At 71.6% G+C, this 20,094-nt stretch carries 16 protein-coding genes; 3 read left to right on the forward strand and 13 right to left on the reverse strand.

The genetic code is table 11. The features are described from left to right. Positions 1–14 precede the first annotated feature (14 nt). The 6 genes from ACZ56V_RS33830 to ureA all read right to left on the reverse strand — a co-directional run bounded on the left by ACZ56V_RS33830 (position 15) and on the right by ureA (position 7,391). Complete coding sequence (locus tag ACZ56V_RS33830) at positions 15–1,367, reverse strand: hypothetical protein (RefSeq protein WP_468947437.1); 1,353 nt, start codon at positions 1,365–1,367, stop codon at positions 15–17. A gap of 94 nt (positions 1,368–1,461) precedes the next feature. Beyond that, the gene (gene cimA / locus ACZ56V_RS33835) at positions 1,462–3,066 is read right to left on the reverse strand and encodes a citramalate synthase (RefSeq protein WP_398914736.1); all 1,605 of its coding nucleotides are present in this window, start codon (positions 3,064–3,066) and stop codon (positions 1,462–1,464) included. A gap of 308 nt (positions 3,067–3,374) precedes the next feature. Further along, positions 3,375–3,977 carry a TetR/AcrR family transcriptional regulator gene (locus ACZ56V_RS33840; RefSeq protein WP_104635670.1) on the reverse strand — a complete coding sequence of 201 codons (603 nt, stop codon included), beginning with the start codon at positions 3,975–3,977 and terminating at the stop codon, positions 3,375–3,377. An 8-nt stretch (positions 3,978–3,985) separates the two neighbouring features. After that, positions 3,986–5,005 carry an agmatine/peptidylarginine deiminase gene (locus ACZ56V_RS33845; RefSeq protein WP_398914734.1) on the reverse strand — a complete coding sequence of 340 codons (1,020 nt, stop codon included), beginning with the start codon at positions 5,003–5,005 and terminating at the stop codon, positions 3,986–3,988. A gap of 29 nt (positions 5,006–5,034) precedes the next feature. After that, entirely contained in the window at positions 5,035–6,711 is a 1,677-nt protein-coding gene (locus ACZ56V_RS33850; RefSeq protein ID WP_398914732.1) for an urease subunit alpha, read from the reverse strand. After that, entirely contained in the window at positions 6,708–7,391 is a 684-nt protein-coding gene (gene ureA / locus ACZ56V_RS33855; RefSeq protein WP_467383564.1) for an urease subunit gamma, read from the reverse strand. The genes ACZ56V_RS33850 and ureA overlap by 4 nt, the downstream gene beginning before the upstream one ends. Positions 7,392–7,553: 162 nt before the next feature. Here ureA and ACZ56V_RS33860 point away from each other — a divergent pair, with 162 nt between their 5' ends. Further along, positions 7,554–8,972: a cytosine permease gene (locus ACZ56V_RS33860; RefSeq protein WP_467383562.1), complete on the forward strand. Its 1,419-nt coding sequence runs from the start codon at positions 7,554–7,556 to the stop codon at positions 8,970–8,972. Positions 8,973–9,047: 75 nt separating this feature from the next. Here the strand turns inward: ACZ56V_RS33860 and ACZ56V_RS33865 are convergent, their stop codons facing one another. The 5 genes from ACZ56V_RS33865 to ACZ56V_RS33885 form a co-directional block, all read right to left on the reverse strand. After that, positions 9,048–10,136, reverse strand: a complete 1,089-nt coding sequence (locus ACZ56V_RS33865; RefSeq protein WP_398914727.1) for a branched-chain amino acid aminotransferase — start codon at positions 10,134–10,136, stop codon at positions 9,048–9,050. A 264-nt stretch (positions 10,137–10,400) separates the two neighbouring features. Beyond that, on the reverse strand, positions 10,401–11,444 hold the full coding sequence (locus ACZ56V_RS33870; RefSeq protein WP_398914725.1) for a 3-isopropylmalate dehydrogenase: 1,044 nt from the start codon (positions 11,442–11,444) through the stop codon (positions 10,401–10,403). Between the two features lie 75 nt (positions 11,445–11,519). Then, positions 11,520–11,651, reverse strand: coding sequence for a hypothetical protein (locus ACZ56V_RS33875; RefSeq protein WP_011030289.1), 132 nt, complete (start codon positions 11,649–11,651; stop codon positions 11,520–11,522). 306 nt (positions 11,652–11,957) lie between these two features. Further along, positions 11,958–13,598: an L-glutamate gamma-semialdehyde dehydrogenase gene (pruA, locus tag ACZ56V_RS33880; protein ID WP_356367532.1), complete on the reverse strand. Its 1,641-nt coding sequence runs from the start codon at positions 13,596–13,598 to the stop codon at positions 11,958–11,960. Positions 13,599–13,645: 47 nt separating this feature from the next. Further along, on the reverse strand, positions 13,646–14,626 hold the full coding sequence (locus ACZ56V_RS33885; protein WP_467383560.1) for a proline dehydrogenase family protein: 981 nt from the start codon (positions 14,624–14,626) through the stop codon (positions 13,646–13,648). A gap of 144 nt (positions 14,627–14,770) precedes the next feature. Here ACZ56V_RS33885 and ACZ56V_RS33890 point away from each other — a divergent pair, with 144 nt between their 5' ends. Beyond that, complete coding sequence (locus ACZ56V_RS33890) at positions 14,771–16,048, forward strand: PucR family transcriptional regulator (RefSeq protein WP_468947443.1); 1,278 nt, start codon at positions 14,771–14,773, stop codon at positions 16,046–16,048. Here the strand turns inward: ACZ56V_RS33890 and ACZ56V_RS33895 are convergent. After that, on the reverse strand, positions 16,026–16,619 hold the full coding sequence (locus ACZ56V_RS33895; protein ID WP_468947444.1) for a TetR/AcrR family transcriptional regulator: 594 nt from the start codon (positions 16,617–16,619) through the stop codon (positions 16,026–16,028). The genes ACZ56V_RS33890 and ACZ56V_RS33895 overlap by 23 nt on opposite strands. A gap of 84 nt (positions 16,620–16,703) precedes the next feature. Between ACZ56V_RS33895 and ACZ56V_RS33900 the strand changes: the two genes are divergently transcribed. Continuing rightward, complete coding sequence (locus ACZ56V_RS33900) at positions 16,704–18,260, forward strand: MFS transporter (RefSeq protein WP_467383555.1); 1,557 nt, start codon at positions 16,704–16,706, stop codon at positions 18,258–18,260. A 65-nt stretch (positions 18,261–18,325) separates the two neighbouring features. Here ACZ56V_RS33900 and serA read toward each other — a convergent pair whose 3' ends face one another. Next, a complete protein-coding gene (gene serA / locus ACZ56V_RS33905; RefSeq protein WP_467383553.1) occupies positions 18,326–19,915 on the reverse strand; it encodes a phosphoglycerate dehydrogenase in 1,590 nt (529 codons plus the stop codon). Positions 19,916–20,094: the final 179 nt, after the last annotated feature.

The raw sequence follows: 20,094 nt of genomic DNA on the forward strand, positions 1-20,094 counted from the left end.
CCCCGCCGCGCGCCTCAGAAGCCGCCGCCGAAGTCCCCTCCGCCGCCGAAATCGCCGCCACCTCCGAAGTCGCCGCCGCCGAAGCCGCCCCCGAAGTCACCGGAGTCGAAGTCGCCGCCCGAGACGTCGCCGCCCTCGTAACCGCCGAAGTCGCCGTACCCGGTGCCGTAACCGGCTCCGTAGGCGGGGCCCGCCATCATGCTGCCGAGCATGGTGCCGACCAGCAGTCCGGGCAGGATGCCGCCGCCGAAGTAACCGCCCGCCCAGGGGCCGTAGGCCGGGCCCGCGTCCCAGTAGGGACGGCGGCCGTCGTCGGTGTCCACCTCGCGGATCATCGGATCCCGGCCGTCGGACAGCCTGGCCCGGTCGGCGGCGCACACCGGGACCTGCCGGGTGGTGCCGCCCGGCGGGGTCCAGGTGGCGTCCGCGACCGACGGTCCGTGGCGCGGGTCGAAGAAGCAGGGCGGCCGGCGTTCGGGCAGCGGCCTGCCCTCGCGGCGGGCGGCGAGCTGGGCGAGCGAGAAACGGCCGTCCTCCACCGCCTGGGTGACGGCCCGCACGTCCTCCGGTCTGCGGGCGTCCGCCATGTACGTCTTCGCCTGCTCGTAGGCGTCGAGGGCGCGTTCGTAGTCCGCCCGCATCGCGTCGTCGGCACCCGGTTCCGCCGGGTGGAAGTCCAGGCGGTCCAGTTCCTCGCCGAACGCCGTGATGTCCTCGTCGACCACCACCCGCAGCCGCTCCAGCGCCGCCCGCTGCTCCTGCTCGCGGCGGTGGCGGTTGCGCCGGGAGAGCGTGTAGACGCCCGCGCCGCCGGCCACCACCACCGCGCCCGCGGTGATCAGGGCGCCGGTGGGCGCGGAGCCGCCGCCGGAGTCCCAGGACGAGGGGGCCGAGCCGCGCACGCTGCGCAGCGCGTCGTCCACGAAGTCGTTCAGCTGGGCCTTGGGGTCGCCCGCGCCCTGCACCGCGGTGACCAGGTTCCGCACGCCCTGGCGGCTCAGCACACTGCTGTCGGCGCGGGCGTCGAAGCGGTCGCCGAGGCGGACGCCGTACAGACCGGTGATGCCGGTGTCGGTACGGAGGTTCTGGAAGAGGTTCTCGGTCGGGTAGCCGGCCGGGAGGACCGCCACGAAGACGGGCTCGCCCGCGTCCTCGATCTTGTCGGCGAGCGCGTCCGCGTCCGACTTGGACAGCAGGTCGGAGGCGGCCGGGTCCACGTACACCGGACTCTCCCGCAGGGCCGCGCCGATCTCCGAGACGTCGGTCTGCGCCTGCGCGCCGGGCGCACCGGCCAGCAGCACCGCCAGCGCTGCGACGACCGGCACGACCAGGAGGCGAATGAGGACCTGAGCACGAACGCCCTTCATACGTTCGAACATACCCGAATGGGCCTCAATCAGACATAAAGCGCGGACTGATCAGGCGCGGACTGATCGAGCGCGGGCCCACGGAGCGCCCGGCTCACTCGGCGGGCTCGACCCCCGCCCGCAGCAGTCCGTACGTGTACGCGTCCTCCAGGGCCTGCCAGGAGGCGGCGATGACGTTCGCCCCGACGCCCACCGTGGCCCACTCCCCCGTGCCGTCCGTGGTGGAGATGAGGACCCTGGTCGTGGACTGGGTGCCGTGCACGCCCTCCAGGATGCGGACCTTGTAGTCGACCAGGTCGAGCTTGGCCAGCTCCGGGTAGATCTTCTCCAGGGCGACCCGCAGCGACCGGTCCAGGGCGTTGACCGGTCCGTTGCCCTCGGCGGTGGCGACGATGCGCTCGCTCTTGGCCCAGAGCTTGACCGTGGCCTCGTTGGCGTGGGTGCCGTCGGGGCGGTCCTCGGTGATCGCGCGCCAGGACTCGACGTCGAAGTACTTGAGCGGCCTGCCCTCGGCCTCGGCGCGCAGCAGCAGCTCGAAGCTGGCGTCGGCGGCCTCGTAGGTGTAGCCCGCCAGTTCGCGCTCCTTGACCCGCTCGACGACCCGGCCGACCAGTTCGCGGTCGCCGCCGAGGTCGATGCCGAGTTCCTTGCCCTTGAGCTCGATGGAGGCGCGGCCGGCCATGTCGGAGACCAGCATCCGCATGGTGTTGCCGACCAGCTCGGGGTCGATGTGCTGGTAGAGGTCCGGGTCGACCTTGATCGCGGAGGCGTGCAGGCCGGCCTTGTGCGCGAAGGCGGAGACGCCCACGTAGGGCTGGTGCGTGGAGGGGGTGAGGTTGACGACCTCGGCGATGGCGTGGGAGATGCGGGTCATCTCGCGCAGCCGGCCCTCGGGCAGCACCTGCTTGCCGTACTTCAGCTCCAGGGCCGCCACCACCGGGAACAGGTTGGCGTTGCCGACGCGCTCGCCGTAGCCGTTGGCCGTGCACTGCACGTGGGTCGCGCCCGCGTCCACGGCGGCGAGGGTGTTGGCCACGGCGCAGCCGGTGTCGTCCTGGGCATGGATCCCGAGCCGGGCGCCGGTGTCGGCGAGCACCGTGGCGACCACGGCCTGGATCTGCGCCGGGAGCATGCCGCCGTTGGTGTCGCACAGGATGACGACGTCGGCGCCGGCCTCGGAGGCGGCGCGCACGACCGACTTCGCGTACTCGGGGTTGGCGCGGTAGCCGTCGAAGAAGTGCTCGCAGTCGACGAAGACCCGGCGGCCCTGCGCCTTGAGGTGGGAGACCGTGTCGGCCACCATCGCCAGGTTCTCGTCCAGCGTGGTCCGCAGCGCCAGTTCGACGTGCCGGTCGTGCGACTTGGCGACCAGGGTGATCACCTCGGCACCGGAGTCGAGCAGCGCCTTGACCTGGTGGTCCTCGGCGGCGCGGGCGCCCGCGCGGCGGGTGGAGCCGAACGCGACCAGCTGGGCGTGCCGGAAGTCGATCTCTTCCCGGGCGCGGGCGAAGAACTCGGTGTCCCGCGGGTTGGCGCCGGGCCAGCCGCCCTCGATGAAGCCCACACCGAAGTCGTCCAGGTGCCGTGCGATGGCCAGCTTGTCCGCGACCGTGAGGTTGATGCCCTCGCGCTGCGCGCCGTCGCGCAGGGTGGTGTCGAAGACGTGGAACGAATCGTCGAGTTCGCTGGTTGCGGTCATGATCTGAAGGCTCCTGTTGGGGATCTCGGTCTACCGGAATGACCGGTTCCACCGTCCGTCTATGATCCCTCGCGCTCTCTTCCCGGCTCGGGGTGGGCCAGGAAAGCGAAAAACCTCTCGCGGGTGCGAGAGGTCTGCGCGCGGGTCGAGGACGACGGTGTCCACCCGTACCTGGTCGTACTGGTGGTCACTGCGGACCGGCGCGCCTGCTGCCAATAATCGTGGCGGTCGAGAGCACGGGGGCAGTCTGGCACACTCCGCCCCCCTGTCCAGGGCCCGTCTCAGGATACGAGCGGCGGGCGACCGGATCAGGACCGTGCCAGGAGCCCCTCGGCGAGGAACTCCCGTGCGTGGCCGAGCACCTGCGCCCGGTCCGTGCCCCGCAGGCCGATCGCCACGTGGATGGCGAAGCCGTCGAGGAGGGCCCGCAGCCGGGAGGCGAAGCGGTCGGGGTCCACGGGGCGGAACTCGCCGCGCGAGACGCCCTCGGCGAGCAGGGCGACCAGGTCGCGGTGCCAGGCGCCCTCGATGGCGGCCTGCCGGTCGCGGGCCTCGTCGGGGGCGTTCTGCGAGCGGTTCCACACCTCCAGCCACAGCGTCCAGTGCGGGTCGCGGTGGCCGTCGGGGACGTACAGGTCGACGTAGGCGTCGAGGCGCTCACGGGCGGTTCCGGGCCGGGTGAGCAGGCGGCCGCGCTCGGCGCCGAGGCGGCCCTCGCTCCACTCCAGGGTGCGCAGCAGCAGCTCGTCCTTGGAACGGAAGTAGTACAGGAGGTGGCCGCTGCTCATGCCGACCTCGCGGCCGAGCGCCGCCATGGTGAGCTTCTCCAGGCCGCGCTCGGCGATCATCTCCATGGCGGCGGCGAGCACGTCCTCGCGCGGCGGGGCCTGTCTGCGCCCACCACCGGCCATGTCCACTCCTAGATCTTCGGCTGCTGCTGGGTGATGCAGTGAATGCCCCCGCCACCCGCGAAGATCGTACGCGCGTCCACCAGGGTCACCGTCCGCCCGGGGAACAGGCGGCGGAAGACGCCTGCCGCGAGTTCGTCGTTCGGGTCGCCGAACGCGCAGAGGACGACGCCGCCGTTGCACACGTAGTGGTTGATGTACGAGTAGTCGACCCAGTCGCCCTCCTCGTCCTTCAGGACCGTCGGCGCGGGAACCTCGACGACCTCCAGGCGGCGGCCCCTGGCGTCGGTCTGCCCGCGAAGGATCTCCAGGTACAGCCGTGAGCGCTCGTGGTCGGGGTGCCGGGGGTCGCGTTGGCTGTGCACGACGACGGTGCCCGGCCGGGCGAAGGCGGCGACGATGTCGACGTGGCCCTGGGTGCCGTACCTGCCGTAGTCGCCGGCCAGGCCGTGCGGGAGCCAGATCGCCTTGGTGGTGCCGAGCTTGGCGTGGATCTCCGCCTCGACCTCCTCGCGGGTCCAGCCGGGGTTGCGGCCGGAACCGAGCTGGACGGTGTCGGTCAGCAGGACCGTGCCCTCGCCGTCGACGTGGATCGCGCCGCCCTCGTTGACGAGCGTGCTGCTCAGCACGGGGACACCGGCGAGGTCCGCGACATGGCGGCCGATCTTGGAGTCGTGCTCCCAGCGGGCCCAGTCCTGGGCGCCCCAGCCGTTGAACACCCAGTCCACGGCGGCCAGCCGGCCTTGTCCGTCCGTCACGAAGGTCGGGCCGATGTCCCGCATCCAGGCGTCGTCCAGCTCGCGCTCCACCAGGTCGACGTCCGGGCCGAGCAGCCGGCGCGCGGTGTCGCCCTGGCCGGGCCCGTGCACCATCGTCACCGGCTCGAAACGGCGCACCGCGCGGGCGACGGAGGCCCAGGCCGCACGGGCTCCGGCCAGCTCCTCGTCGTCGGTGAACGTCGCGTTGGGACCGGGCCAGGCCATCCAGGTGCGTTCGTGCGGGGCCCACTCGGGGGGCATGCGAAAGGTCATGGGGGGTGTCCCTGGAGGTCGGAGGAGCGTCAGAGGAAGTAGAGGCGGTTGAGCGAGACGGACTCGGCCGGTTCGGAGCGCAGCGGGTCGCCGTCGAGGGTGACCAGGCCAGTGCGCTGGTCGACGTCGACCGCGCCGGTACGGGAGTTCAGGCGCAGGTCGGCGGGGCCGATGCCGCGGGTGCCGCGCACGGCGACCCGGCGGCGGCGGGTCGGCAGGGTGTCGTGCCCCTGGTCGAGGGCGGCCTGGGCGACGAAGGCCACCGATATCTCGGCGGGCGTGGCGCCGTGCGCGCCGAACTGGGGGCCGAGAACGAGGGGTTCACAGGTGTCGGTGGCCGCGTTCGGGTCGCCGACCACCCCGTACGCCGGGAAGCCCGACTTGAGGACCAGCTGCGGCTTGGCGCCGAAGTACTCCGGGCGCCACAGCACGATGTCGGCGAGCTTGCCGACCTCGATGGAGCCGACCTCGTGGGCGAGGCCGTGGGCGATGGCCGGGTTGATGGTCAGCTTGGCCATGTAGCGCAGGACGCGAGCGTTGTCGTCGTCGTCCTCGGCGCCGAACTGGGCCTTCATCTTGCCGGCCATGGCGAAGGTGCGGCGGACGGTCTCGCCGGCCCGGCCCATGCCCTGCGCGTCGGAGGAGGTGATGCCGATGGCGCCCAGGTCGTGCAGCACGTCCTCGGCGCCCATAGTCCCGGCGCGGATGCGGTCGCGGGCCATGGCGGCGTCGCCCGGCAGGTCGGTCTTGAGGTCGTGGACGGAGACGATCATGCCGTAGTGCTCGGCGACCGCGTCCCGGCCGAAGGGCAGGGTGGGGTTGGTGGAGGAGCCGATGACGTTGGGGACGCCGGCCATCTTCAGCACGTTGGGGACGTGTCCGCCGCCGCAGCCCTCGATGTGGAAGGCGTGGATGGTGCGGCCCTCCAGGACCCGGAGGGTGTCCTCCACGGAGAGGCATTCGTTGAGGCCGTCGCTGTGCAGGGCGACCTGGACGTCGTACTCCTCGGCGACGCGCAGCGCGGTGTCGAGGGCGCGGGTGTGGGCGCCCATGTCCTCGTGCACCTTGAAGCCGGAGGCTCCGCCCTCGGCCAGCGCCTCGATCAGCGGGGCGTCGTGGGACGAGGAACCCCGGCCGAGAAACCCGATGTTGACCGGCCAGGCGTCGAAGGCGCCGAAGGCGTGCTTCAGGGCCCAGGGCGAGTTGACGCCGACGCCCCAGACCGGGCCGAACTCCTGGCCGATGATCGTCGTCACGCCGGACGCGAGCGACGCCTCCATGATGCGCGGGGAGAGCAGGTGGACGTGGGTGTCCACGGCCCCGGCGGTGGCGACGAGGCCCTCGCCGGACACGATCGAGGTGCCGGTGCCGACCACGACGTCGACGCCGTCGAGGGTGTCCGGGTTCCCGGCCCGGCCGATGGCGTGGACGCGCCCCTCGCGGATGCCGATCGACACCTTCCGGATGCCCTGCACCGCGTCGATCACGACCACGTTGCTGATCACGACGTCGCAGGTCTCCCGGACGGCGGCCGCCTTGAGGTGCAGACCGTCGCGGGCGGTCTTGCCGAAACCGGCGAGGAACTCGTCGCCGTAGCGCTGGGCGTCGGACTCGACGCGGATCACCAGCCCCGAGTCGCCGAGGCGGAGCCGGTCGCCGGCGCGCGGGCCGTGGGTGGCGGCGTAGGCGTAGGGGTCGATGCTCATCGCTGTGCTCCCAGATATCCGCAGGCGGCGGCCCGGCGCAGGGCCTCTTCCCTGGCGCCCGGCGCGTCCAGCGGGCCGTCGACGAGACCGGCGAACCCGATGGCGACGCGCGCGCCGCCGATCGGCACGAGCCCCACCTCGACGCGCTCTCCGGGGCCGAAGCGGACCGAGGACCCGGCGGGGACGGCGAGGCGCATGCCGTAGGCCCGCTCCCGGTCGAAGTCCAGGCGCGGGTTGGCCTCGAAGAAGTGGAAGTGGGAGGTCACGGAGACCGGCACGGTCGCCGTGTTGGTGACCGGGAGCCGCAGCGCCGCCTCGGGTTCCGCGTGGGCCTGTCCCGGCAACAGGACACCGGGGGCGTCCGTGCCGAGCCCCGGGCCTCCGACGGGGTCGGTGACGACCGCGAGGCGGGAGCCGTCGTCGAAGACGGCCTCCACGTGCACCTCGGTGACCACGTCCGCGACGCCGGGCAGGACGTCGTCCGGGCCGAGCACGGACCGGGCGCGCTCGATGGCCTCCGCGAGGCGCGCTCCGTCGCGGGCGGCCTCGCACACGGTGTCCGCGATCAGCGCGGTCGCCTCCGGCACGTTCAGCCTGAGCCCGCGGGCCCGGCGGGCGCGGGCCAGCTCGGCCGCCCCGAACAGCAGCAGCCGGTCACGTTCCGTGGGGGTCAGTCTCACGCCGCCACACCTCCTCACCTCACCAGAATTTGAACACCACTCTAACTACGGACATCACCCTAAACGCGAAACACATGCAACGGAACCGTTGACGAGCAGCAGGTGCAGACGTCACATTGAACGTCGCTCTAAACATCCGGCGGCCGTCGAAGGAGACCAGCCATGCCGATAGAACAGCGCGGAGTCGACACCATCCCCGAGGCGGAACGCACCAGCGGGCCCCGGGACCTGGTCTCGATCCTGCTGGGGTCCAACCTCTGCCTGGGCGTGATCGTCTTCGGCTGGCTGCCGCCGTCCTTCGGCCTCGGCTGGTGGGCGTCGGTGAGTTCGGTGGTCGCGGGGACGGTCGTCGGCACGGTGTTCACGGCCCCGCTGGCGCTGATCTCCCTGCGGACCGGCACCAACCTGTCCACGTCCTCCGGCGCCCAGTTCGGCGTGCGCGGGCGGCTGGTCGGCTCGGTGGTCGGTCTGCTGCTGGCGCTCGGCTACACCGCGCTGACCGTGTGGATCGGCGGGGACGTGATGGCGGGCGTGCTCGGGCGGCTGTTCGGCCTGCCGCAGGGCGGTGCGACGTATGCCGTCGTCTACGGGCTGCTGGCCGCCGCGACCGTCGCGGGCGCGGTCTACGGCTACCGGGTGCTGCTCGCCATGTCCCGGGTGCTGGCCTACGGCATGACGGCGCTGCTGGTGCTGGGCGTGATCGCCTACGCGCCCGACTTCACGACCGCCGCGCTGCCGGAGGCGGGCGGGTATCTGCTGGGCGGGTTCTGGCCGACGTGGCTGCTGGCCGTCGTGGCCGCGGGACTGTCCGGGCCGATCGCCTTCATCACACTGCTCGGCGACTACACCCGCTACATCTCACCGGCCCGCGTCCCCTCCCGCCGGGTGCTGCACGCCACCTGGCTGGGGCTGATGCTGGGCCTGCTGGTCCCGCAGCTCTTCGGCACCTTCACGGCGTACGCCGCCCGTGCCGCCCTGGACTACGCGGGCCCGCTGGTCGACGCCTCCCCCACCTGGTACCTGGTCCCGCTGCTGCTGGCCGCCTCGGCCGGCTCGGTCGGCAACGCGGGGCTGATGCTCTACTCGATGGGCCTGGACCTGGACGCCATCCTGCCGCGCGCCTCCCGCGCCCGCGCCACCTGCGCCGTCGCCGTCGTCGCCACGGCCTGCGTCTTCGCCGGGCACTACGCCTGGGAGGCGCAGTCGGCGATGACGTCCTTCGTGCTGCTGCTGACGGCGATCGGCACCCCGTGGGCGGTCATCACGATGATCGGCTCGGTGCGCTGCCGCGGGGTCTACGACGCGGACGCCCTCCAGGTCTTCAACCGCCGGGCGCGGGGCGGGATCTACTGGTACCGCTCCGGCTGGAACGTCCCCGCGACGGCCGCCTGGGCGGTGGGCGCGGTGACCGGCGTACTGGCGGTGTCGCTGCCCTCGTACGAGGGCCCGCTGCTGTCCCTCACCGGCGGGGTGGACTGCAGCTTCCTGCTGTCGGGGCTGGTGGGCGGAGTGGTGTACGTGCTGTTGCCGCAGCCCCGGGCTGACTCGCCGGTCGAGAATCTCAGTCCGTCCGGCGTTTGAGGACGAGGCCGTTCAGGCCGAAGCGCGGGTCCGGGGGCGGAGCCCCCGGCGAGGCCCGCCCCCACGCCGGGACCGTCAGGCCAGCGTGTGCATCCACCCGTGCACGTCCGCGACAGTCCCCCGCTGGATGTCGAGCAGCGCGTCCCGCAGCCGCTGCGTCACCTCACCCGTCTCGCCCCCGCTCTGCCGCCACTCCGCGCCGGCGCGCTTGACCGTGCCGACGGGCGTGATCACAGCCGCGGTGCCGCAGGCGAAGACCTCGGTGAGGGTGCCGTTCTCCGAGTCGCGCTGCCACTGGTCGACCGAGACGCGGCCCTCCTCCGCCTCGTAGCCGAGGTCGCGGGCGACGGTGAGCAGGGAGTCGCGGGTGACGCCCTCCAGGATGGAGCCGGTGAGGGTGGGGGTGATGATCTTGTTCCCGTACACGAAGTACAGGTTCATGCCGCCCAGTTCCTCGACCCACTTGCGCTCGATGGCGTCGAGGTAGCAGACCTGGTCGCAGCCCTTGGTGGCGGCCTCGGCCTGGGCGAGCAGGGACGCCGCGTAGTTGCCGCCGGTCTTGGCGTCGCCCATGCCGCCGGGGACGGCGCGGACCCGGTCCTCGGAGACCCAGATGGAGACCGGCTTGACGCCGCCCGGGAAGTAGGCGCCGGCCGGGGAGGCGATGACGAGGAACAGGTACTCGTTGGCCGGCTTGACGCCCAGGCCGACCTCGGTGGCGATCATGAAGGGGCGCAGGTAGAGCGACTCCTCGCCGCCGTGCGCCGGGACCCACTTCTCGTCCTGCCTGACCAGCGCGTCACAGGCCTCGATGAAGGTGTCCACCGGAAGCTCGGGCATGCCGAGGCGGCGCGAGGACGCCTGGAAGCGGGCGCCGTTCTTCTCCGGGCGGAAGGTGGCGACGGAGCCGTCGGGCCGCCGGTAGGCCTTCAGTCCCTCGAAGATCTCCTGCGCGTAGTGCAGGACCATGGTGGCCGGGTCGAGGGAGAGCGGGGCGTACGGCACGAGCTGGCCGTCGTGCCAGCCGCGGCCCTCGGTCCACTTGATCGTCACCATGTGGTCGGTGAAGTGGCGGCCGAACCCGGGGTTGGCCAGAATCGCCGCGCGCTCGGAGTCCGAGAGCGGGTTGGCGGAGGGCTTGAGCTCGATCGTGGGCGTCGTCATGGGTGGCTGTCCTTCACCGGTTTGTATTGTGACGGGCCGCGGTCACGCCCGTACGGCCGGTGGCCGGTGCTGGGACGTCCGAGCATTCCCTCAGGTCGCGGCTTCGCGTTCGATTATCGCGCGCGGCCCGCGAGGGGTGAAACGGGGTGAATGCGGTCCAGGGTTCGATGGTCGCACCTGGCGGACGCAGGAGAAAGCCGCCGGGTGCCTTGTTTTGGGGCCCGGCGGCTTCGAAACGGATTCGATCGAGTGGCGCGGCGGGCGTCAGCCGGCTACTCGTACGGCGAGTGCGTCGCCGATCTCGGAGGTGCTCCGGGCGGGCAGGCCGCCGCGCTCGCCGAGGTCGGCGGAGACGGCTTCCTCGATCCGGGCCGCCTCGTCCTCGTACCCGAGGTGGCGCAGCAGCAGGGCGACGGACAGGACCGTGGCGGTGGGGTCGGCCTTGCCCTGGCCGGCGATGTCGGGCGCGGAGCCGTGCACCGGCTCGAACATCGAGGGGAAGTCGCCGGACGGGTTGATGTTCCCGCTGGCGGCTACGCCGATGCCGCCGGAGACGGCCGCGGCGAGGTCGGTGAGGATGTCGCCGAAGAGGTTGTCGGTGACGATGACGTCGAAGCGGGCCGGGTCGGTGACCAGGTAGATGGTCGCGGCGTCGACGTGGATGTAGTCGGTGGTGACCTCGGGGTACTCGGCGGCCACCTGGTGGAAGACGTTGGTCCACAGGTGGCCCGCGAAGGTCAGCACGTTGTTCTTGTGGACCAGCGTGAGCTTCTTGCGGGGGCGGGCCTGGGCCCGGGCGAAGGCGTCGCGGACGACGCGCTCGACGCCGTAGGCCGTGTTGACGGAGACCTCGGTGGCGACCTCGTGCTCGGTGCCCTTGCGGATGGTGCCGCCGTTGCCCGTGTACGGACCCTCGGTGCCCTCGCGGACGACGACGAAGTCGATCTCGGGCTGACCGGCGAGCGGGGTCGCGACGCCGGGCAGGAGCTTGCTCGGCCGCAGGTTGACGTGGTGGTCGAAGGCGAAGCGGAGCTTGAGCAGGAAGCCGCGCTCCAGCACACCGGACGGCACCGACGGGTCGCCGATCGCGCCGAGCAGGATGGCGTCGTGCGCCTTGAGGGCGTCGAGGTCGGCGTCGGTGAGGGTCTCACCGGTGGCGTGGTAGCGCCGGGCGCCGAAGTCGAATTCCTTGGTCTCCAGCTTCACATCCTGCGGAAGGACGGCGGAGAGGACCTTGAGACCCTCGGCCACGACCTCCTGGCCGATGCCGTCACCGGGAATCACTGCGAGATTGAGGCTGCGAGACATGACGGCACCCTACCCCTCGTCCCACGGGATGACATGAGGCGTCCGCCATGCGGACGCCTCTGCCGTCCGCGCGGCTCAGTGGCCGGTGGCGCCGCCGTTGTCCCGGCGGTCGAGGGAGCGCTGGAGGGCGGCCGCGGCGTTCTTGCGGTCGGAGTCGCTGGTACGGGAGAGGTGGCGGACTCGGCGGCGGACGGTCGTCTCGGCCATGGGAATCGACTCCTTCGGCACAAAAAGAGCGCGGAAAGTGAGTGGTACGGGGAGACGCCGGAAGGGGCGGGAAGCACGGTGCCGCAGGGGTTGCCTGCACGGGCACGGCTCACGACCGCCATTCGCTCGATCGAGCGGGACGTTCGGCTCCTACAAAGTTAAGGGAGCGCGCCGCGTCTGTCTCCACAATTACTCGGACTTCCTACTATCTGAGACGGTGGCTTCGCTCACACCGCCCCCAGCTGCGAAAACGCCCGGCGGGCCAGGTCGGTCGACCTGGCCCGCCGGGCGTCCTGCGCGCGGGTGTCAGCCCATGTGCGGGTAGGTGTAGTCGGTCGGCGGGACCAGCGTCTCCTTGATGGCGCGGGTCAGCGTCCAGCGCATCAGGTTCTGCGGGGCGCCGGCCTTGTCGTTGGTGCCGGAGGCACGGCCGCCGCCGAAGGGCTGCTGGCCGACGACGGCGCCGGTCGACTTGTCGTTGATGTAGAAGTTGCCGGCCGCGTAGCGCAGCTTCTCCATCGTGTACGCCGCCGCCGCGCGGTCGTTGGAAATGACCGAGCCGGTCAGCGCGTAGTCCGACACCGCCTCCATCTGGGTCAGCATCGCGTCGTACGCGTCGTCGGCGCTGTCGTCGTACACGTACACGGCGAGGAACGGGCCGAAGTACTCGGTGCGGAAGACCTCGTTCTCCGGGTCGGTGCACTCGACGACGGTCGGGCGGACGAAGTAGCCGACCGAGTCGTCGTAGGAGCCGCCCGCGACGATGGTGCAGGTCTCGTCCTCCTTGGCGCGGTCGATGGCGGCCTTGTTCTTGGCGAAGGACCGCTCGTCGATGACGGCGCCGATGAAGTTCGACAGGTCGGTGACGTCGCCCATGGTGAGGTAGTCGACCTCGGCGGCGAACTCCTCCTTGAACCCGTCGTTCCAGATGGACGCCGGGATGTACGCGCGCGAGGTGGCGCTGCACTTCTGGCCCTGGTACTCGAAGGCACCGCGGGTCAGCGCGGTCTTGAGCACCGCGCGGTCCGCGCTCGGGTGGGCGACCAGGAAGTCCTTGCCGCCGGTCTCGCCGACCAGGCGCGGGTAGGTGCGGTACTTCTCGATGTTGTTGCCGACCGTCTTCCACAGGTGCTGGAAGGTCTTGGTCGAGCCGGTGAAGTGGATGCCCGCGAGGTCCCGGTGCTCCAGGGCGACCTCGGAGACCGCGATGCCGTCGCCGGTGACCAGGTTGATGACGCCCTTGGGCAGTCCGGCCTCCTCCAGGAGCTGCATGAGCAGCACGGCGGCGTGGGTCTGCGTCGGGGACGGCTTCCACACCACGACGTTGCCCATCAGGGCCGGGGCGGTGGGCAGGTTGGCCGCGATCGCGCTGAAGTTGAACGGCGTGATCGCGTAGACGAAGCCCTCCAGCGGGCGGTGGTCCATGCGGTTCCACACGCCCGGGGAGTTGGCCGGGGGCTGCTCGGCCAGGATGTTGCGGGCGTAGTGGACGTTGAAGCGCCAGAAGTCGATCAGCTCGCAGGGGCTGTCGATCTCGGCCTGCTGGGCGGTCTTGGACTGGCCGAGCATGGTGGAGGCGGCGATGGTCTCGCGCCACGGACCCGACAGCAGCTCGGCGGCGCGCAGGATGATCGCGGCGCGGTCGTCGAAGGACATCGCGCGCCAGGCGGGGGCGGCGGCCAGGGCGGCGTCGATCGCGTCCTGGGCGTCCTGCTGGGTGGCGTTGGCGTACGTGCCCAGGCGGGACTTGTGGTTGTGCGGCTGCACGACGTCGAAGCGCTCACCGCCGCCCATCCGCTTCACCCCGCCGATGGTGCAGGGCAGGTCGATCGGATTGTCGGCCAGCTCCTTGAGCTTGGCCTCCAGACGGGCGCGCTCGGGCGAACCGGGCGCGTAGCCGTGCACCGGCTCGTTGACGGGGGTGGGGACCTGGGTCACAGCGTCCATAAGTTCCGGAACTCCTTACTGAGCGGGTTGTGCGAGCGGGTGCGGGCTCAGCCCTTGGTGACCATCGAGCGGGCGAAGAACCGGAGGTTGGCCGGCTTCTCCGCGAGACGGCGCATGAAGTAGCCGTACCAGTCGGTGCCGTAGGCGGTGTACACGCGCATGCGGTGGCCCTCGGCGGCGAGCCGCAGGTGCTCGTCGCCGCGGATGCCGTACAGCATCTGGAACTCGTACTCGTCGAGCTTGCGCCCGGCGGTGCGGGCCAGCTCCTGGCCGATGGAGATCAGGCGCGGGTCGTGCGACCCGATCATCGGGTAGCCCTCGCCCTCCATCAGCGTGCGCAGGATGCGGACGTACGCCTTGTCGATCTCATGGCGCTGCTGGTACGCGACCTCTGCGGGCTCCTTGTAGGCGCCCTTCACCAACCGTACGCGAGAGCCGCTGTCCGCGAGCCGGCGCGCGTCGGCCTCGGTGCGGAAGAGGTAGGCCTGGATGACGCAGCCGGTCTGCGGGAAGTCCTTCCGCAGCTCCTCGTGGATGGCGAACATCGAGTCGAGGGTGGTGTGGTCCTCGGCGTCCAGGGTGACCGTGGTGCCGATCTCGGCGGCGGCCTCCACGACCGGACGGACGTTGGCGAGGGCCAGCTCGTGGCCGCCGTGGAATGCGGCTGCGGGTCCGGAGGACCCTCCGTTGAGGGCGGTGGTGGGCGACGGGAGGGCCTGGCCGAACATCGACAGCTTCACCGACATCTCGGCGCGGGTGCCGAGCTCCAGCGGCTTGAGCCGGTCGATCAGCTCCAGGTAGGCGTCGCGGGCGGCCTCGGCCTGCGCGGGGGTGGTGATGTCCTCGCCGACGACGTCCATCGTCAGTTCCAGGCCCTGATCGGTCAGCTCCCGGATGATCGGCACGATCTGGTCGACCGTCTCGCCGGGGATGAACCGGTCGACGACCGGCTTGGTCACGGGCGCGGCCGAGACGAGACGACGCATCCGGTCGCTGCGCGACGCGGCGAGAATCACGGGACCCAGCACGGGGCACCTCCACTTACCAACCAACACAGGGGCCGCTGCCCGACGAAGGGGGAACGGCACGGAGAACCACCGTGAAATCTAAGGATCCTCCCGATCGTCGGCCATCGACAGCTGTCACGCATCCGTGCCGCGGATCTCAGACAGATGTATGAAGGGCGCGCGTCTTTGCGGCAGAATGCCCGGGTGACGTCCGATTCCAGAGGTTCCGCAGGCACCGGTGGTACCCGTGGTGACTACCAGGAGCTGGTCGACGAGGTTTCCGAGCTGCTGGGCGCGCCCGCGACCCTGGAGAACCGCGACTTCGAGCTGATCGCCTTCGGCGCCTACGACAGCGAGGGCGACCTCGACCCCTCCGTCCTGGACCCGGTGCGCACCCGCTCGATCCTCACCCGGCGCTCCACCGCGGCGGTCCGGGCGTGGTTCGAGAGCTTCGGCATCACCCGGGCGACCGGCCCGGTCCGCATCCCGCCGACGCCCGAGGCGGGGGTGTACCGGGGACGCACTTGTCTGCCGGTACGCCATCGGGGTGTGGTCCTCGGCTACGTGTGGCTCCTGGACACCGACCCGGGCCCGACCGAGCGGCAGCTGGCGGCGGCGATGGAGGTCACGGCGCGGATCGGCGCGCTGCTCGCCGACGAGGCGCAGCACGGCGCGGACCTGAGCCGGGAGCTGCGGGCGGTGCTGACCGCCGAGCGGGACTGGCAGCGGGACATGGCGGTGACGGAACTGCGCAGCGCGCTCGGCACCCGGGCGGACACCCCGCACGCGGTGGTCTGTGTGGCGCCCTGGCCCTCGGCCGACCCGGACGACGCGCCCTCGGTCCGTACGGTGCCGGGTGCGACGGCCCTGTGCACGGTGCCGTGGGGGGCCGCCGCCGTGTCGCTGGCGCTGCTGGTCCGGTTGCGCTCGGCGGACGTGCCGGCCCCGGCGGCATCGGCGGCGGGGCGGCTGCTGGAGCGGGCGGGGACGGGGGCCGGGGGCACGGGCGGGCCGACGGGTGCGCCGGGCGGCGTCGCGGCCGGTGTCTCCGCGCCGCGCACGGGGCTCGCCGATCTGGGGACGGCCTGGTCGGAGGCGTCGGCGGCGGCCCGGGCGGCGCGTGCGGAGGCGCGGTTCGGGCCGGTCGCGCAGTGGACGTCGATCGGGGCGTTCCGCCTGCTGACCTCACTGCCCCCGCGCTCCGCCGACGATCCCGCCGTACGGGCGCTGCTGTCCCCCGCCCACCGCGAACTCGCCCGCACGGCGGAGGTGTACCTGGACTGCGCGGGCCAGGCCGGCCGCACCGCCGCCGAGCTGGGCGTCCACCGCCAGACGCTGTACTACCGCCTCTCGCGCGTGGAACAGCTCACGGGCCTGGACCTGGACGACGGCGAGGACCGGCTGCTGCTGCACATGGCGCTCAAGGCGCACCGCCTCCGGTAGCGGCCTCGATCACCCGGCGGAGCCCCTCGGCGAGCCGGTCCGCCTCGGGCGCGGTCTTCGGATCGAAGGTCCACTGCGCGATGAGCCCCGTCATCAGCGTCACGTAGAACATGCCGAGGGTGCCGAGCTCGTCCCCGGAGACGTCCTCCTCCCGCCCGCCCATGAGCAGCGGGATGAACCCGCGCCCGGCCTCCTGCTGGGCCTTCGCGAGGTGGTCGCGCAGTTCGGGCATCTGGTCGCCGATGACGATGATCTCCATGCTGAGCCGCCACGGGGAGCCGGGCTCCTTCATGGTGGCGATGACGTTCGACCAGACCTCGCGGAACCGCTCCACGGAGCCGGGTTCGGTGGTCAGCCCCGCGGTTTCACCGCCCTCGAACGCGTCGGCCATGTCCTCGACCAGCGCCACGTAGGCCTGCGCGAGCAGGGCGTCCTTCGAGCCGTAGTGGTAGCCGATGGACGCCAGGTTGGTCCCCGACTCCTTGACGACGTCGCGCGCCGTGGTGCGCATGAATCCCTTCTGCAGCAGGCAGCGCTTGGCGCCTTCGAGCAGATCCTCACGGTGTCCCATGCCGCCACCCTACCCACCCGTCCATACGGACGTATTAAACAATCGTCCTAGACAACCGTATAGGACGTGCGTACAGTCACCGGCATGACAACGAACCCGTCCCGGGCCGGCCGCCGTGAGTGGACCGCGCTGGCCGTTCTGATGCTTCCGCTGCTGCTGGTCTCGATGGACGTCTCCGTCCTGTACTTCGCGATCCCGGAGATCAGCGCCGACCTGGACCCGAGCGGCACCCAGCAGCTCTGGATCTTCGACATCTACGGCTTCGTCCTGGCCGGCCTGCTGATGACGATGGGAGCGCTGGGCGACCGCGTCGGCCGCCGCAGGCTGCTCCTCCTGGGCGCGGTGGCCTTCGGCGCGGCCTCCCTGCTCGCGGCCTACGCGCACACCGCCGAGACCCTGATCGCGGCCCGCGCGGTCCTCGGCATCGGCGGCGCCACCCTGATGCCGTCGACGATGGCGCTGGTCCGCACGATGTTCACCGACCCCGCCCAGCGGGCGAAGGCGATCGGACTGTGGTCCGGGGTGATGACGGCCGGGATCGCGCTCGGCTCGGTGATGAGCGGGGTCCTCGTGGAGCACTTCTGGTGGGGCTCGGTCTTCCTGGTCAACCTGCCCGCGATGGCCCTGCTCCTGATCCTCGGACCGGTGCTGCTCCCGGAGTCCAAGAACCCCTCCCCCGGCCGCTTCGACCTGCTGAGCGTCCCGCTGTCGATGGCGGCGGTCCTGCCCGTGGTCTACGGCCTCAAGGAATTGCCCTCCGAGGGCTGGAACGTCCGCTACGTCGTCTCGATCACCGTCGGTCTGCTGTTCGCGGCCCTGTTCGTGCACCGCCAGCGCACCGCGGCCTCGCCGATGATCTCGCCCGCCCTCTTCCGGGGCCACGGTTTCACCCCCGCGCTGGTCCTCAACACCGTGTCGGCCTTCGGACTGTTGGGCTCGGCGTACTTCACCACCCAGTACCTCCAGTCGGTCCTGGGCAAGAGCGCGCTGGAGGCCGCCCTGTGGAGCCTGCTCCCGTCGGTGCTCATCGGCGCCGCCGCACCCGTCGCCGCCCAGCTGGCCCAGCGCGGTGTCCAGCGCGCGTACCTCGTGACGGCCGGCTTCGTCGTCGCGGCCTGCGGCTACGGGCTGCTGACCCTGGCCGGTACGGACTCCCTGTGGCTGGTGCTGGCCGCGTGCGGCGTCCTCGCCGCCGGCATCGTCGTCGTGATGTCCCAGCTCACCGACCTGGCCCTCGGCTCGGCCCCGGTCGAGAAGGCGGGCGCGGCCTCCTCACTGCTGGAGACCGGCACCGAGTTCGGCGGCGCCCTGGGCATGGCCGCCCTCGGTTCCATCGGTACGGCCGTCTACCGCCACGGCATCCCCTCGGACGCGCCCGCCCCGGCCCGGGAGACCCTGGGCGGCGCACTGGCCGTCGCCGCCGAACTTCCCGGGCGCACGGGAGACGCCCTGGCCACGGCGGCGCGCGAGGCGTTCACCGACGGCATGCAGGGTGCCGCGCTCGCGGGGGCGTTGCTGCTCCTCGGGGCGGCGGTGCTGGCGGCGTTCGGGCTGCGGCACATCAGGGTGCGCCCACAGGCGGAGACGGCGGACACGGCAAACGCCGGACAGGCCGACTCGCTCAGCCCGTCCGGCGTTTGAGGACGAGGCCCGTTCAGGGCCGTAGGCGGGGGTCCCGGGGGCGGCAGCCCCCGGGCAGGGTCACCTCAGACGAGGTTGACGGACCGGGCGGACGTCGCGCCGATCTCCGCCGAGACCTCCGCCAGCACCCCGGCGGGCACCGTGTCGTCGACGGTCAGCACGGCCAGCGCCTCGCCGCCCACCGTCGCACGGGCGACCTGCATGCCGGCGATGTTGATCCCGGCCTCGCCGATAACCCGGCCGACGGTGCCGACCACACCGGGGCGGTCCTCGTAGCGCAGCACGACCATGTGGTCGGCGAGGGCGAGGTCCACGTCGTACTCGCCGACGGCGACGATCTTCTGGAGGTGCTTGGGACCGGCCAGCGTGCCGGAGACCGACACCTCCTCGCCGTCCGCGAGGGTGCCGCGCACGGTCACCACGTTGCGGTGCTCCGGGGACTCCGAGCTGGTGGTCAGCCGGACTTCGACACCGCGCTCCTGGGCGAACAGCGGGGCGTTGACGTAGGAGACCGTCTCGTCCACGACGTCCTCGAAGACGCCCTTGAGGGCGGACAGCTCCAGCACCTTCACGTCGTGCTGGGTGATCTCGCCGTAGACCTCGACGTCGAGGCGGACGGCGACCTCACCGGCGAGCGCGGTGAAGATGCGGCCGAGGCGCTCGGCGAGCGGCAGACCCGGCTTGACGTCCTCGGCGATGACACCGCCCTGGACGTTGACCGCGTCGGGGACCAGCTCACCGGCGAGGGCGAGGCGGACCGACCTGGCGACGGCGATGCCGGCCTTCTCCTGGGCCTCGTCGGTGGAGGCGCCGAGGTGCGGGGTGCAGACGACCTGGTCGAACTCGAACAGCGGCGAGTCGGTGCAGGGCTCCTTGGCGTACACGTCCAGGCCGGCGCCGGCGACGCGGCCCTCCTTGAGCGCCGAGTACAGCGCCTCCTCGTCGACGATGCCGCCGCGCGCGGCGTTGACGATGCGGACGCTCGGCTTGACCTTGCGCAGCGCCTCGTCGCCGATCAGACCGAGGGTCTCGGGGGTCTTGGGGAGGTGGACCGTGATGAAGTCGGAGACCTCGAGCAGCTCGTCGAGGGACAGCACCTTGACGCCCATCTGCGCGGCCCGCGCGGGCTGCACGTAGGGGTCGTAGGCGACGACCTTCATGCCGAAGGCGGACATGCGCTGCGCGACGAGCGCGCCGATGCGGCCGAGGCCGACGACGCCGAGGGTCTTCTCGGCCAGCTCGACACCGGTGTACTTGCTGCGCTTCCACTCGCCGTTCTTCAGCGCGGCGTTGGCCTGCGGGATGTTGCGGGCCGTGGCGACGATCAGGCCGCAGGCCAGCTCGGCCGCGGTCACGATGTTGGAGGTCGGGGCGTTGACCACCATCACGCCGGCCTTGGTGGCGGCGGAGACGTCCACGTTGTCCAGGCCGACACCGGCGCGGGCGACGACCTTCAGCTTCTTGGCGGCGGCCACGGCCTCGGCGTCGACCTTGGTCGCGGAGCGGACCAGGATCGCGTCCACGTCGGCGATGGCGGGCAGCAGTTCGGCCCGGTCCGCGCCGTTGCAGTGGCGGATCTCGAAGTCGGGGCCGAGTGCGTCCACGGTCGCGGGCGACAGCTCTTCAGCGATGAGTACGACGGGTTTCGAGCTCACGTGAGTCCTCACAAGTCCAATGCGGACGGCCGTCCCGACGGCCGCATGCGGTGGAGGGTTGCTAGCCGCGTGGAAGACGCACGACGCTGTGGGCCTGACGCGTATGTGTTCAGCAGTGTAGTGGCGTGGCGGGCGCCGTCCTGCGCCTGACGGGAAGCATCACCCGGAAGTGGATCCCG

The sequence above is a fragment of the Streptomyces sp. NPDC034099 genome (assembly GCF_055575415.1).

Coding starts and splice junctions, on each gene's coding strand:
- cimA (WP_398914736.1), bottom strand. CDS start 3,066: ATGACCGCAACCAGCGAACTCGACGATTCGTTCCACGTCTTCGACACC.
- ACZ56V_RS33900 (WP_467383555.1), top strand. CDS start 16,704: ATGACAACGAACCCGTCCCGGGCCGGCCGCCGTGAGTGGACCGCGCTG.
- ACZ56V_RS33895 (WP_468947444.1), bottom strand. CDS start 16,619: ATGGGACACCGTGAGGATCTGCTCGAAGGCGCCAAGCGCTGCCTGCTG.
- ACZ56V_RS33850 (WP_398914732.1), bottom strand. CDS start 6,711: ATGAGCATCGACCCCTACGCCTACGCCGCCACCCACGGCCCGCGCGCC.
- ACZ56V_RS33875 (WP_011030289.1), bottom strand. CDS start 11,651: ATGGCCGAGACGACCGTCCGCCGCCGAGTCCGCCACCTCTCCCGTACC.
- ACZ56V_RS33890 (WP_468947443.1), top strand. CDS start 14,771: ATGTATGAAGGGCGCGCGTCTTTGCGGCAGAATGCCCGGGTGACGTCC.
- ACZ56V_RS33840 (WP_104635670.1), bottom strand. CDS start 3,977: ATGGCCGGTGGTGGGCGCAGACAGGCCCCGCCGCGCGAGGACGTGCTC.
- ACZ56V_RS33845 (WP_398914734.1), bottom strand. CDS start 5,005: ATGACCTTTCGCATGCCCCCCGAGTGGGCCCCGCACGAACGCACCTGG.
- pruA (WP_356367532.1), bottom strand. CDS start 13,598: ATGGACGCTGTGACCCAGGTCCCCACCCCCGTCAACGAGCCGGTGCAC.
- ACZ56V_RS33870 (WP_398914725.1), bottom strand. CDS start 11,444: ATGTCTCGCAGCCTCAATCTCGCAGTGATTCCCGGTGACGGCATCGGC.
- ACZ56V_RS33830 (WP_468947437.1), bottom strand. CDS start 1,367: ATGAAGGGCGTTCGTGCTCAGGTCCTCATTCGCCTCCTGGTCGTGCCG.
- ACZ56V_RS33860 (WP_467383562.1), top strand. CDS start 7,554: ATGCCGATAGAACAGCGCGGAGTCGACACCATCCCCGAGGCGGAACGC.
- ACZ56V_RS33865 (WP_398914727.1), bottom strand. CDS start 10,136: ATGACGACGCCCACGATCGAGCTCAAGCCCTCCGCCAACCCGCTCTCG.